Genomic DNA, 13,200 nt, shown 5'->3' on the forward strand with positions numbered 1-13,200 from the left:
GCGGGGGCGGGGCCGCCGGGAGGCGCGTCCCCGCCCCCGCGGCGGGCCCTACCGGAGCCAGACGGCGGTGTCGGGGGGCAGGTGGCCGCCGGGGAGGGGGCCGGAGGCGAGGAGGACTTCGCCGTCGAGCGGGAGCGGCGAGGCGGTGAGGTTGACCAGGCAGCGGGTGTCGCCCCGGTGGAAGGCGAGGACGCCGTCGGGGGCGTCGGGGAGCCAGCCGAACGCGTCGGGCAGGTCGCGGCGCAGGCGGATGCCGGTGCGGTAGAGGGCGAGGAGGGAGTCCGGGTCGGCGGACTGGGCGGCGACGGTGAGGTGCGCCCAGTCGGCGGGCTGCGGGAGCCAGGGGTCCTCGGCGCCGTCCGGGGAGAAGCCGTAGGGCTGTTCCGGGCCGGACCAGGGCAGCGGGACGCGGCAGCCGTCGCGGCCGGGGTCGGTGCCGCCGGAGCGGAAGTGCATCGGGTCCTGGAGGCGGTCCAGCGGCAGGTCCTCGACCTCGGGGAGGCCGAGTTCCTCGCCCTGGTAGAGGTAGAGCGAGCCGGGCAGGGCCAGGGTGAGCAGGGCGGCGGCGCGGGCCCGGCGCAGGCCGAGGGCGAGGTCGGTGGGGGTGCCGAAGGCCTTGGCGGAGAAGTCGAAGCGGGTGTCGGCGCGGCCGTAGCGGGTGACGGTGCGGGTGACGTCGTGGTTGCAGAGCACCCAGGTGGCGGGGGCGCCGACGGGGGCGTGCGCGGCGAGCGTGGCGTCGATCGAGGCGCGCAGTTGGGCGGCGTCCCAGGGGCGGGCCAGGAAGTCGAAGTTGAACGCGGTGTGCATCTCGTCCGGGCGCAGGTAGCGGGCGAAGCGTTCGGTGTCGGGGACCCAGATCTCGCCGATCAGGACGCGCGGCTGCTCGTAGGAGTCGGCGATGGCCCGCCAGGAGCGGTAGATGTCGTGCAGGTCGTCGCGGTCGAGGTAGGGGTGCGGGTCGGCGCCGTCGACCAGGTCGGGGAGGGCGGGGTCCTTGGCGAGCAGGCCGGCCGAGTCGATCCGGACGCCGGCGGCGCCCCGGTCGAACCAGAAGCGGAGGATCTCCTCGTGCTCGCGGCGGACCAGCGGGTGGTCCCAGTTGAGGTCGGGCTGGGCGGCGGCGAACAGGTGGAGGTACCACTGGCCGTCCTCGACCCTGGTCCAGGGGCAGCCGCCGAACTCGGACCTCCAGTTGTTGGGCGGCAGTTCGCCGTTCTCGCCGCGGCCCTCGCGGAAGTGGAACAGTTCGCGCTCGGGGCTGCCGGGGGCGGCGGCGAGGGCGGCCCGGAACCAGGGGTGCCGGTCGGAGACGTGGTTGGGCACGACGTCGACGATGGTGCGGATGCCGTGTTCGGCGGCCTCGGCGATCAGCTTCTCGGCGTCCTGGAGGGTGCCGAAGAGCGGGTCGACGTCCCGGTAGTCGGCGACGTCGTAGCCGCCGTCGGCCATCGGGGAGGGGTACCAGGGGTTGAACCAGACGGCGTCCACGCCGAGTTCGGCGAGGTACGGGAGTCTTGCGCGCACTCCGGCGAGGTCCCCGATGCCGTCGCCGTCGGCGTCGGCGAAACTGCGCGGGTACACCTGGTAGATCGCCGCGTTCCGCCACCACTGCTCTGACACGGTCCGGGTTTCCTTTCAGAAGGGGGAGGGCGGGCTCAGCCCTTGAGGCTGCCCGCGGTGAGGCCGGCCATGATGTTGCGCTGGAAGACCAGGAACAGGGCGATGGTCGGGATCGAGGCCAGGAAGAGGCCGGCGATCAGGGTGTTCTGCGGCATCGAGGTGGCCGCGGTGTTGACGCCGACGTTGAGCGTCTCGTGCTCGGGGACGGTGATCAGCGGCCAGAGGAAGTCCTTCCAGACCGCGACCAGGCCGAAGATCGAGACCACGCCGAGGATCGGCCGGGACAGCGGCAGGATCACCGACCACAGGGTGCGCAGCGGGCCGGCGCCGTCGATGGCGGCGGCGTCGAGCAGCTCGTCGGGGATCGAGTCGAAGAACCGCTTGAGCAGGAAGACGTTGAAGGCGTTGGCGACGGTGGGCAGCCAGATCACCCAGGGGGTGTTCATCAGGTTGACGTGGATCAGCGGCAGGTCGAGCACCGTCAGGTACTGCGGGATGACCAGGGCGGCGGCCGGGATCATCATCGAGGCCAGCATCATGCCGAGGATGACGTTGCCGAGGACCGGGCGCAGCTTGGAGAGCGAGTACGCGGCGGCGACGCAGAAGATCAGCTGGAGCAGCAGCGCTCCACCGGCGTAGACGACGGTGTTGAGCAGCAGCTGCCCCATGCCGAGCCGGTCCCAGGCCTCGGTGAAGGCATGCGTGCTGGGGTGTTCGGGGACGAGGGTGGGCGGGGTCCGGATCAGTTCCTGGGAGGACTTGAAGCCGCCGGTGGCCATCCAGTAGAGCGGGCCGATGAAGACGACGGTCGCGGTGACCAGGGTGAGGGCCAGGACGGCCCGGTAGGTCCGCCGGCCGGCGGGCTGGTTCAGCCGGACCGGGGAGATCAGGGTGCGGGTTCCGCTGTGGACGGGCTTGCTCATCGTCACTCCTCCCCGCCCCGGCGCTCCAGCCACAGGTAGAGGGCGGAGAAGGCGCCGAGCACCAGCAGCAGGACGACGCCCAGTGCGGCCGCGGTGTTGAACTTGTCGAAGTTGAACGCGTAGTTGTAGAGCATGTAAACCACGGTGGTGGTCGATCCCTGGGGTCCGCCGCCGGTGAGGACGAAGGACTCGGTGAACATCTGCATGGTGGCGACCACCTGCAGCATCAGCATGAGGGAGAGGATCAGCCGGGTCTGCGGCACGGTGACGTGCCAGATCCGGCGGAGCAGGCCGGCGCCGTCGAGTTCGGCGGCCTCGTAGAGCTCGCCGGGGATGCTCTGCAGGGCGGCCAGGTAGACCAGGGTGGCGCTGCCCATGTTGGCCCAGGTGGAGACGATGACCAGGGAGAACATCGCGGTGTCCTGGGAGGCGAGCCAGGACGAGGTGGGCAGGTGCAGGAACTCCAGGACCTGGTTGAACAGGCCGTAGCCGGGGTCCATGAAGTACTTGAACAGCAGGATGCCCGCGACCGGGGGCAGCATCACGGGCAGGTAGACCAGGATCCGCAGGTAGCTCTGGGCGTGCCGGAACTCGTTGATGACGATGGCGGTGACGAACGGGGCGACGAAGCCGAAGACCAGGGCGATGCCGGTGTACTCGAGGGTGTGCCGCCAGGCGGGCCAGAACTCGGGGTCGGCGAAGATCTGCCGGAAGTTGTCGAGTCCGACCCAGTGGGTCTCGCCGTAGCGGACCTTCTGGAAGGACATGACGATCTCACGGACCATCGGGTACCAGGTGAACAGCGCGAAGCAGAGCAGGGCGCCGATCAGGAAGGCGTGGGCGCGCAGGTTCCGGGCGAGGGAGCGGCGCAGCCGTCCGGCGCCGCTCCGGTCGGGGGTGCGGGCCGTGTCGGCTCCGGGCCGCCCACGGGTCAGTGTGGTGGTCATGGGTGGTGACTCCTCGTCAGGGGACCGGCCGCCGGCCGGACCGCGGGGAGGGCGCGGTCCGGCCGGCGGCGCGGGTCACTGGTTGGCCAGGATCTGGTTGGCCTGGGTCTCGGCGGTGGCGAGCACGCTGTCGAGGTTCGCGTTCGGGTCGGTGAGGGCGGCCGACATCGCGGTGTCGAGGATCTTGTAGAGCTGCTGGGCGGCCGGCGGCTCGGTGATCGACTTGGTGGGGTTCTTGACGTACGGGTCGTAGTGGGACAGCGGCAGGTTGCCGTTGGTCTTCAGCGACTCGGTGATGGCCTTGATCTGCGGGGACTCGGCGGACCAGAAGTACGGCTGCGGGACGGCGATCGCGACCGGGTCCTTGCTGCTGCCGGCCAGGGTCTTGGCGCGGGCGAAGTTGAACTGGCCGGCGTCCGGGGTCTGGTACTGGAAGTTGATCCAGGCGATCTCGGCCTTGATCTGGTTCGGGGTCTGGCCCTTCTTGATGTAGTACAGGTCGCCGCCGCCGAGGCTGTTGCCGGGGCCGGTGGCGCCGGGCATCGGGCCGATGCCGTAGGCCTTCGGGTCGGCGCCGAGCACCTCGATCAGGTGCTTGACCACGTCGGGGGCGCCGAGGAACATGCCGACCTTGCCGGTGGCCAGCGGCGGGAAGGCGTCGGCCCACTGGGTGACCGGGGTGGCGCTGATGCTCTGGTCGGTGAAGCGCATGTCGTGCAGGCGCTTGAGGACCTGCTTGCCCTCGGGCGAGTTGAAGGCGGCCTTCTTGCCGTCGTCGGTGACCATCTTGCCGCCGAGGCTGTAGAGCTCGGAGGTGAAGTGCCAGCCGCCGGTGTTGCCGCCGGAGTAGTCCTCGTAGCCGCTGACGCCGTTGCCGAGGGCGGCGATCTTCTTGGCGGCGGCCTGCACCTCGTCCCAGGTGGTCGGCGGCTTGTCGGGGTCGAGGCCGGCCTGCTGGAACAGGTCGCGGTTGTAGACCAGGCCGGTGGTGTAGTAGTTGATCGGCAGCGCGTAGACCTTGCCGTCGACCGTCATGTTCTCCTTGACGGACGGCAGCATGGAGGAGAAGCCGGGCAGCGTCTCGTCGTTGACGTACTTGGTGATGTCCTGGGCGTCGCCGGAGTTGAGGGTGGCCTCGCGGTCGGTGAAGTACGCGTGGAACGCGCCGGTCTCGTCGTGCGCCTTGTACTGGGCGGTCTGCTGGGCGGGCACCTCGCACTGGCCGACGTACGGCTTCGCGTTGATGGTGACGTTCGGGTACTTGGTCTTGAACAGTGCCAGGTCGTCGGCGTAGTTGGCCTTGCCCGCCGCCTGGTCGGCACCCGGGGCGCAGTCGATGGAGATGGTGACGGTCGCGTTCGGGTCGAGCGGCTTGCCGTCCGCGACGCCGGCGGCGGCGTCGCCGCCGCCGGTGGAGGAGTCGCTGCTACAGGCGGCGGTGCTCAGCAGCACACCCGCGGCCAGGGCGAGGGCGGCCATCCTGCTCGATCTGTTCAGCTTCATGCGTACCCCATGGGTGGGAGAGGTTTCGGAAGAGGCCGGGCGAAAGCCGACGTGTGAGGAACGTAGATCCTTGAACCACACCACGCAAGAGGTTGACGAGAAAGTGAAAAGTTACGACTGTGCATCGACGGTCGTTCGGTGCCGTTAAACCTGGCCGCGCCCGGCTACCGGGGGCCTCACTGACCTTGCGGGCATCCTTGCAGCTTCTTGCTCAATTCTGCTCTACTTTTGCGTATGAAGAGCAAGCTCTCCGTGGTCGCGAAGCACGTCGGCGTCAGTGAGGCCACGGTCAGCCGGGTCCTGAACGGCAGACCGGGCGTCGGCAGCGCGACCCGGACCGCCGTCCTCACCGCGCTGGACGTGCTGGGCTACGAGCGGCCGTCGCGGCTGCGCGGCGAGCGGGCCCGGCTGATCGGCCTGGTGCTGCCCGAGCTGCAGAACCCGATCTTCCCGGCACTGGCCGAGGTGGTCGGCGGCGCGCTCGCCCAGGGCGGCTTCACCCCGCTGCTGTGCACCCGCACCGCGGGCCTCGGCGAGGCCAGCCACGTCGCCGTGCTGCTCGACCAGCAGGTCTCCGGGGTGGTCTTCGCCGGCGGGCACTGCGCCCAGGCGGACGCCTCGCACGAGCACTTCGCGCAGCTGCGCGAGCGCGGCGTCCCGGTGGTGCTGCTGAACGCCTCGGTCGAGGAGCTGGGCTTCCCGCAGGTCTCCACCGACGACGCGGTCGCGGTGGCGCAGGCCTTCGCGCACCTGGCCGCGCTCGGGCACGAGCGGATCGGGCTGCTGGTGGGGCCGGAGGACCACGTGCCGTCCCGCCGCAAGCTGGCCTCCTTCACCGAGCAGTACGCGCTGCGCGGGCGCGAGCCGCACCCCGGCTGGGTCGCGCACACCATGTTCGGCCTGGAGGGCGGCCAGGCGGCCGCCGGGCGGCTGCTGGAGCACGGGGTGACCGGCGTCATCTGCGCCAGCGACCCGCTCGCCCTGGGGGTGGTCCGGGCCGCCCGGCGGGCCGGGCTGGACGTGCCCGGCGACCTGTCGGTGATCGGCTTCGACGACTCGCCGTTCATCAACTGCACCCGGCCGCCGCTGACCACCGTCCGGCAGCCGATCGAGGCGATCGGCCGGGCCGCGGTGTCGCTGCTGGTCGGCCGGATCGACGGCGCGCCGACCGCCCCCGGCGAGCTGCTGTTCGAGCCGGAGCTGGTCGTCCGGGCGTCCACCGGACCGGCCCCGCGGCGGCCCGGGGAGGGGCCCTGACCCCACCGGGAGGACACGACGGAGAGGGCGGGCGCCCGGGGCGCCCGCCCTCCGTGCGTACCGGTTGCTACGGGTTGACGGTGATCTTCAGGGTGGAGGTGGTGTTCTGGATGTCCTTGTCGTTGCCGCTCAGCGTCAGGTGGTTGAAGGTGACGTTGCCGACCGCCGGGCCCTGGCCCGCCTCCGGCATCTCGTTGGCCCAGATGCCGAACCCGGACTTGGCGTCGAAGGCGTCACCGCTCTTCCGCGCCCCGCTGATCGACACGTTGGTGAAGACGGTGTCGGTGATCGGGTTCTGCGGCTGGCCGCCCGAGTAGTTGGTCTGGAACATGATGCCGCTGTAGGTCGGGTCGACGATGTCCACGTCGCTCACCCTGATGCCCTGGAACACCTTGGAGGCGGAGAACACCCAGATGCCGGGGAAGGTCTGCCCGCCCCAGAAGTGGCCGCCGGCCCGCACGATCGAGATGTTCTGCAGGTCGGTGGTGGGCGAGGCGCCGAAGCCGTTCATCGGGTAGCCGAAGTCCAGCGAGGAGATGGTGATGCCCGAGTAGCAGAGGGTGTCCGCGATGTAGATGTTGCGGAAGGTGTTGGCGTAGCCGCCGTACACCGCGACGCCCGCCGCGCGCCAGGTCAGGATCGAGGTGAGGTTCTGGAAGACGTTGTTCTTCTCGTCCGCGCCGCCCGCGTCGATCGCGGAGAACAGCGCGAAGGAGTCGTCGCCGGTGGCCCGGGCCTCGTTGTTGGAGACCAGGTTGTCGGTGGAGCCGTTGGTCATGTTGATGCCGTCGGCGAAGGTGTCCCGGATCCGCGAGTTGGTGATCGTCATGAAGTCCGTGTTGGCGCCCCAGTACATGCAGACCATGTGCTCGGTCCAGATGTTGTCGATCGTGGTGTTCGCGACGTTGGCGAAGTCGAACACCTTGCCCGGGCCGTCGATCCGCGAGGTGTAGTTGCCGAAGTAGGCGAACCCGCTGAAGGTCGAGCCGTTGGCGGTGGCCTCGGCCCGGAAGCCGACGTCGGTGTTGGACTGGCTGGTGGGGGCGTAGAACCGGGTGAACCAGGGGCCGGCGCCGATCACCTTCACCGGCTTGCCGTAGACCTGGAACTTGCTCGCGGTCTGGTAGTCGCCGGCCGGCAGGTAGACGCCGACCAGGGTGCCGGTGGTGTCCATCCGGACCTTGTCCAGGGCGTTCTGCACGTCCTGGTGCGCGAAGCCGGTCGGGACGACGTACTTCGCCGGGTCCGGGTTGGCGATCTGGGTGGCCTGCTCCAGGCTGACGAAGTCGATCGCGTACTGCGAGGTGTTCGCCGAGTCCTTCTGCAGTTTGATCCGGTGCCCGGCCGGGACGGTGGTGCCCAGCAGGACGTTGGCCTCGTCGTAGACGTGCCGCGGGCTGCCCGCGCTCGGGGCGTTGCCGGGGCTGGTCTCCGAGCCGTACAGCCAGGCGTACTTGGAGGTCAGGTCGATCGACTTGAGGAAGGTGCCGTCGACGTAGACGTTCAGGGTGGCGCTGGTGCCGTCGCCGCCCGCCGCGTCCGGGATGGAGAACCGGGTGACCAGGGTGTTGGTCGCCGCCTTGGTGGTGAACTCCACCGAGGAGCCGGTCGAGTTGAGGGTGACGGCCCTGCGGCCGGAGGCCTCGCCGGCCAGGTCGCCGATGGTGCGGTTGGGGCCGACCAGCTGGGCGCCGCCGCCGAGCACGCCGTCCTCGGCCTCGTAGGTGTCGAACGGCATGTTGGCGCCGCGGCCGACGTACAGCGACTGGGTGCTGGTGTTGTTGGCCTGCTTGACCGGCAGCTCGTTGCCGTCGCCCGCGATGACCGTCCGGACCGTGTAGCGGCCGTTGGCGGCGGTCCAGCTGCCCAGCGAGACCGGGCCGCTGGTGGCGCCGGGGGCGAGCGTGCCGCTGTACGCGCCGGTCAGGGTCTTCAGCACGGTGCCGGTGGTGGCGTCCGCGACGGTGACCGTGATGCCGTGGCTGCCGGACGAACTGGCCACCGTGCCCTGGTTCTTGACCGCGACGGTGAAGTTCACCGGGCTGCCGTCGGCCGGGTTGGAGGGCGACCAGGTCGACGGGGCGGCGACCAGGTCGGAGGAGGCGACCTGGCTGACGGTGAGCGGGCTCGCGGCGGTGAACGCGTTGTCGGTCTCGTCCTGCTCGATGACCTTGCCGTCCTCGTCGACCTTCGCGGTCAGCTGGTAGCTGCCCGCGTTCTGCGCCGGGACCTGCGCGGAGACGGTGGTGGAGGCGCCGGCCGCGAGCGCGCCCACGGCGGCCGAGCCGACCTTGGTGGCGCCCAGGTAGAAGGTGACCGAGGTGGCGCCGGAGGGGTTGGTGCCGGTGTTCTTCACCACGGCCGACAGGGTCGGGGTGTCGGTCTCCACCGGGGCGGCCGGGTTGCTGGCCACCGAGGTGACGGTCAGGTTCGGGTTGGGCGCCGGGACGCCGATCACCTGGAACTCGGCGGCCTGGCCGGCCGAAGAGCCCGAGTTGGCGGTGAACTTCAGCTGCACGTCGGCGACGGTCGCGGAGACCGGGATGGTGACGGTGTTCCCGCTCGCCGGGTCGAAGGTGTAGCTCTGCGCCGGGACGACCGTGCTGAAGCCGCTCGCGCTCTGCTCGCGGCCCTGCACCTCGATGGTCTGGGTCCGGGTCGCCCACGCCGAGGCCGGGTTGAGCTTGACCACCACCGCGCTGGTGGTGGCGTTCGCGCCCAGCTTCACCGCGAGGGTGTTCGGGTAGCTGCCGCCCGCGCCCTCCCAGTAGGTGGCGGTGTCGTTGTCGTTGGCGTTGGTCGCCACGAAGGTGAACACCGAGGACGAGGCCGAGATCGGCTTGCCCGCCGCCAGGTTGGTGCCCGTCCCGCCGCCGCTGCCGGTGCGCACCACGGTGTTGGAGGCCGCGGAGGTGTTGCCCGCCGCGTCCTTCGCCTTCACGTAGTACGAGACGGTCGCGGTGTCCGGCTGGCTGTCGGTGTACGTCAGGGTGCCGCCGCCCACGCTGCCGCGCAGCGCGCCGTTGGCGTACACGTCGTAGCCGGTGACGCCGGTGTTGTCGCTGGAGGCGCCCCAGGTCAGCTTGACCTGGCCGGCGGCGGGCGAGGTGTACGCCAGGTTGGCCGGGGCGGTGGGGGCCTGGGTGTCGCCGGACTGGCCGGTGCGGGTGACGGTGTTGGAGGCCGCGGACTGGTTGCCCGCCGCGTCCTTCGCCTTCACGTAGTACGACACCGTCTGGCTGTCGGGGCGGCTGTCGGTGTACGTCAGGGTGCTGCCCGACACCGAGGTGAGCAGCGCGCCGTTGGCGTACACGTCGTAGCCGGTGACGCCGGTGTTGTCGCTGGAGGCGCCCCAGGTCAGCTTGACCTGGCCGGCGGCGGGCGAGGTGTAGGCCAGGTTGGCCGGGGCGGTGGGGGCCTGGGTGTCGCCGGAGGTCGGGCCGTAGGCCTCGAACTCGGAGAGCTGGCCGGCCGGCCAGGCGGTGTTGCCGGTGAAGGTCAGCCGCAGGTACCGGGTGGTGCTGGTGGCCAGGTTGACGGTGACCGTGTTGCCGGCCGCCGGGTCGAACACGTAGCCGGCGGAGGCCACCAGGTCGGTGAAGGTGCCGCCGTCGGTGGAGCCCTGCACCTTGAGCGTCTCGGTGCGCTTCTCCCAGCCGGCGGGCAGCTTCAGCACCAGCTTGTTGACCGGGACGGCCGAGCCCAGGTCGCCCTGGATCCACTGCGGGAAGGCGTTGTTGGCGCTCTCCCAGTAGCTGGCCTGGTTGCCGTCGCCGACGTTGCCCGCCACGTAGGTCTGCGAGGAGCCGCTGGCGGTGAAGTTCCGGCCGGCCAGCAGGTTGGCCGAGGCCGAGGTGGCGCCGTAGACCTCCAGCTCGGAGACCTGGGCGGCCTGCCAGCCGGTGTTGGCGGTGACGGCGACCCGGACGTACCGGGCGGTGGTGGCCCCGAAGGAGATCGTCGCCCGGTCGCCGGAGGCCGGGTCGAAGGTGTGGTTCGCGGAGGAGCTGATGGTGGAGAAGGTGGTGCCGTCGGTGGAGCCGAGCACGCTGAGCGTCTCGGTCCGGGCGCCCCAGGAGGAGGGGACCTTCAGCACCACGGTGTCGATCGCCGCCGGGGCGCCCAGGTCGACCTGGATCCACTGCGCGGAGCCGAGGCCGTTGGACTCCCAGTAGCTGTCCTGGTTGCCGTCGTTGACGTTGCCGGCCGTGAGGGTGCCGTTGGCGCTGGAGGCGGTGACGGTCTTGCCGAGGGCCAGGTTCGGCCCGCCCGCCGCCTGTGCCGCCGGGAGGAGGGGCCCGGCGAGCAGGAGCATTCCCAGCGTGGCCGACGACGCCGTCAGCCGCGCGGTTATGCGCTTCGATCTCATGACGTCCCTTCATAAGGTCGAGAAGATGACAATCTTCTGTCCATCTTTTGCGTGATGGCAGCCAAGAGTTACAGCGGGGCTACGAACATGTCAACGGATCGGTGCGAGCGTGCGCATACGAAAAGCGGGCGGGCACCGAAGTGCCCGCCCGCTCGGCGGCCCTGCCGCCACTCCCCCTCGGGGGCTCGTCTATCCCTGCCGGTCGGCCCGGTCGGCTCCTCGCTCAGCCCCGGTCGCGGGCCGGCGCGGTCGACCCGCGCACCACCAGCTCGGGCTCGAACAGCAGCTCGTCGTGGGTGACCCGGACCCCGGCGATCTCGCCGACCAGCAGGTCCACCACCGCGCGGCCCATCGCCTCGATCGGCTGCCGGACGGTGGTCAGCGGCGGGTCGGTGCACATCATGAACGAGGAGTCGTCGTACCCGACCACCGAGACGTCGTCCGGCACCGCCAGTCCGGCCCGGCGCACCGCGCGCACCGCGCCCAGCGCCAGCGGGTCGCTCGCGCAGACCACGCCGGTGACCCCCTGGCGCAGCAGCCGGGTGGTGGCCGCCTGGCCGCCCTCCAGGCTGAACAGCGCCCGCTCGACGTGCTCGTCCGGCAGTTCGAGGCCCAGCTTGGCGACCACCGCCCGGGCGGCGGCCAGCTTGCGCTGCGAGGGCACGTGGTCCAGCGGGCCGAGCACCAGGCCGACCTTCGTGTGGCCGAGCTGGCGCAGGTGGCCGAAGGCCTGCTCGACCGCGACCGCGTCGTCGCAGGACACCCGGGGGAAGTCCAGGTCCTCGATCGCCGCGTTCAGCAGCACGGTCGGCAGGCTGCGCTCGGCCAGCCGCTGGTAGTGGTCGTGCGGGGCGTCGCCCTGCGCGTACAGGCCGCCGAAGAAGACCACGCCGGAGACGTGCTGCTCCAGCAGCAGGTCGACGTAGTCGGCCTCGGAGACGCCGCCCGCGGTCTGGGTGCACAGCACCGGCGTGAACCCCTGCCCGGCCAGCGCGCCGCCCACCGCCTCGGCGAACGCGGGGAAGATCGGGTTGCCCAGCTCCGGCAGCACCAGCCCGATCAGCCGGGCCCGCTCGCCGCGCAGCTGGGTGGGGCGCTCGTAGCCGAGCACGTCGAGGGCGGTGAGCACGGCCGCCCTGGTCGCTTCGGAGACACCGGGCTTCTCGTTCAGCACCCGGCTGACCGTCGCCTCGCTGACTCCGACCTTCTTCGCCACCTCGGCGAGTCGTCGTGTCATGCGCCGAGTGTACGACAGAAAACGCAAGCCGCTTGCGTGAATTTGCAGAAGAGGACGGAACCGTTCGGTTCCGTCCTCCCGGTGCGGCCGCCGGGTGCGGCGTCAGCGCATGTCGAACACCAGGCGGGCCGAGACCTTGCCGGCCAGCACCTCCTCGAAGCAGGCGTTGACGTCCTCCAGCCTGCGGGTCTCCCGGATCACCTTCGTCCGGCCCAGCTGGTGCAGGCGGAACACCTCGGCCAGGTCCTGCCGGGTGCCGACGATCGAGCCGATCACCTTCGTCCCGTTCAGCACCGTGTCGAAGACCGGCAGGGTCAGCTCGCCCTCGGCGGGCAGGGCGACCAGGACGAGGGTGCCGCCCCGGCGCAGCGCGTCGTAGGCGGTCCGGAAGGAGGCGTTGGAGACCGCCAGCGAGATCGCCGCGTCCGCGCCGCCGAGCCTGTGCACCTCGTGCGCGACGTCCTGGGTGCGGGCGTCCAGGACGTGGTCGGCGCCGAGCTCCCTGGCCAGCTCGAGCTTCTCGTCGGTGATGTCGACGGCGACCGTCTCGGCGCCGGAGATCCGCGCGTACTGCAGCGCCAGGTGGCCGAGGCCGCCGATGCCGGAGACCAGCACCCGGGTGCCCGGGCGGGCGCCGGAGAGCTTGACCGCCTTGTACGTGGTGACGCCCGCGCAGGACAGCGGGGCGGCGTCCATCGGGTCCACCCCGTCCGGCACCGGGACGACGTAGTCGCCGTGCGCCAGCGCGTACTGGGCGTACGCGCCGTCCACCGAGTAACCGGAGTTGTGCTGCTGGAGGCAGAGCGTCTCCCAGCCGGTCACGCAGAAGTCGCACCGGCCGCAGGCGTCGGCCAGCCACGGGATCGCCACCCGCTCGCCGACCTTGACGTGCCGGACCTGGTCGCCGGCCGCCTCCACGATGCCGACGCCCTCGTGGCCGGGCACGAACGGCGGGGACGGCTTGACCGGCCAGTCGCCGTGCGCGGCGTGGATGTCGGTGTGGCACAGGCCGGAGCACTCGATCCGCACCAGCACCTGGTGCGGCTCCGGGGTCGGGACCTCGCGCTCCTCGATCTCCAGCGGCTTGGTGAAGTCCCGGACGACGGCTGCCTTCATGTCCTTGCTCTCCTCGCGGGCGGAACGATGCGGATGAAAGGGACGAATCCCTCGAACCAGCCTGCTGGTTCCGCGTTCGAACCGCGAACGGAAGCGGCGCGCGGGGGCGGTGCCGGAACTCGGGCGGGCGGGTCGGCGGACACCACTACGCTTGGGCACCTCACCCGGTCCACGGGGGCATTCAATGCCCGTAGGCTGGGCAGTAAGGGACCACGGGGGCGGGAG

8 protein-coding genes are annotated in these 13,200 nt (G+C 70.9%); 1 reads left to right on the forward strand and 7 read right to left on the reverse strand.

The features are described 5' to 3' along the window. Positions 1–48 precede the first annotated feature (48 nt). From ACZ3J7_RS16905 to ACZ3J7_RS16920, 4 genes are all read right to left on the reverse strand, one after another. Complete coding sequence (locus tag ACZ3J7_RS16905) at positions 49–1,623, reverse strand: glycoside hydrolase family 13 protein (protein WP_465621411.1); 1,575 nt, start codon at positions 1,621–1,623, stop codon at positions 49–51. A 35-nt stretch (positions 1,624–1,658) separates the two neighbouring features. Next, positions 1,659–2,546: a carbohydrate ABC transporter permease gene (locus ACZ3J7_RS16910; RefSeq protein WP_465621413.1), complete on the reverse strand. Its 888-nt coding sequence runs from the start codon at positions 2,544–2,546 to the stop codon at positions 1,659–1,661. A gap of 2 nt (positions 2,547–2,548) precedes the next feature. Continuing rightward, on the reverse strand, positions 2,549–3,493 hold the full coding sequence (locus ACZ3J7_RS16915) for a carbohydrate ABC transporter permease (protein WP_465621415.1): 945 nt from the start codon (positions 3,491–3,493) through the stop codon (positions 2,549–2,551). A gap of 75 nt (positions 3,494–3,568) precedes the next feature. Continuing rightward, on the reverse strand, positions 3,569–4,996 hold the full coding sequence (locus ACZ3J7_RS16920) for an extracellular solute-binding protein (RefSeq protein WP_465621417.1): 1,428 nt from the start codon (positions 4,994–4,996) through the stop codon (positions 3,569–3,571). A 234-nt stretch (positions 4,997–5,230) separates the two neighbouring features. On the opposite strand from ACZ3J7_RS16920, the gene ACZ3J7_RS16925 reads away from it, so the two are divergent. Then, positions 5,231–6,253, forward strand: coding sequence for a LacI family DNA-binding transcriptional regulator (locus ACZ3J7_RS16925; RefSeq protein WP_465621419.1), 1,023 nt, complete (start codon positions 5,231–5,233; stop codon positions 6,251–6,253). 67 nt (positions 6,254–6,320) lie between these two features. Here the strand turns inward: ACZ3J7_RS16925 and ACZ3J7_RS16930 are convergent, their stop codons facing one another. The 3 genes from ACZ3J7_RS16930 to adhP all read right to left on the reverse strand — a co-directional run bounded on the left by ACZ3J7_RS16930 (position 6,321) and on the right by adhP (position 12,975). Further along, positions 6,321–10,622, reverse strand: coding sequence for a galactose-binding domain-containing protein (locus tag ACZ3J7_RS16930; RefSeq protein ID WP_465621421.1), 4,302 nt, complete (start codon positions 10,620–10,622; stop codon positions 6,321–6,323). Positions 10,623–10,845: 223 nt separating this feature from the next. After that, positions 10,846–11,859 carry a LacI family DNA-binding transcriptional regulator gene (locus ACZ3J7_RS16935; protein WP_465621422.1) on the reverse strand — a complete coding sequence of 338 codons (1,014 nt, stop codon included), beginning with the start codon at positions 11,857–11,859 and terminating at the stop codon, positions 10,846–10,848. A gap of 102 nt (positions 11,860–11,961) precedes the next feature. After that, positions 11,962–12,975, reverse strand: coding sequence for an alcohol dehydrogenase AdhP (gene adhP, locus ACZ3J7_RS16940; RefSeq protein ID WP_465621424.1), 1,014 nt, complete (start codon positions 12,973–12,975; stop codon positions 11,962–11,964). Between the last annotated feature and the right edge of the window lie 225 nt (positions 12,976–13,200).

Source organism: Kitasatospora sp. NPDC015121 (genome assembly GCF_055562955.1).

What these genes read in the sequence shown, in the direction of transcription:
- ACZ3J7_RS16910 (WP_465621413.1), bottom strand. Translation starts at nt 2,546, where the DNA reads ATGAGCAAGCCCGTCCACAGCGGAACCCGCACCCTGATCTCCCCGGTC.
- ACZ3J7_RS16915 (WP_465621415.1), bottom strand. Translation starts at nt 3,493, where the DNA reads ATGACCACCACACTGACCCGTGGGCGGCCCGGAGCCGACACGGCCCGC.
- ACZ3J7_RS16920 (WP_465621417.1), bottom strand. Translation starts at nt 4,996, where the DNA reads ATGAAGCTGAACAGATCGAGCAGGATGGCCGCCCTCGCCCTGGCCGCG.
- ACZ3J7_RS16925 (WP_465621419.1), top strand. Translation starts at nt 5,231, where the DNA reads ATGAAGAGCAAGCTCTCCGTGGTCGCGAAGCACGTCGGCGTCAGTGAG.
- ACZ3J7_RS16930 (WP_465621421.1), bottom strand. Translation starts at nt 10,622, where the DNA reads ATGAGATCGAAGCGCATAACCGCGCGGCTGACGGCGTCGTCGGCCACG.
- ACZ3J7_RS16935 (WP_465621422.1), bottom strand. Translation starts at nt 11,859, where the DNA reads ATGACACGACGACTCGCCGAGGTGGCGAAGAAGGTCGGAGTCAGCGAG.
- adhP (WP_465621424.1), bottom strand. Translation starts at nt 12,975, where the DNA reads ATGAAGGCAGCCGTCGTCCGGGACTTCACCAAGCCGCTGGAGATCGAG.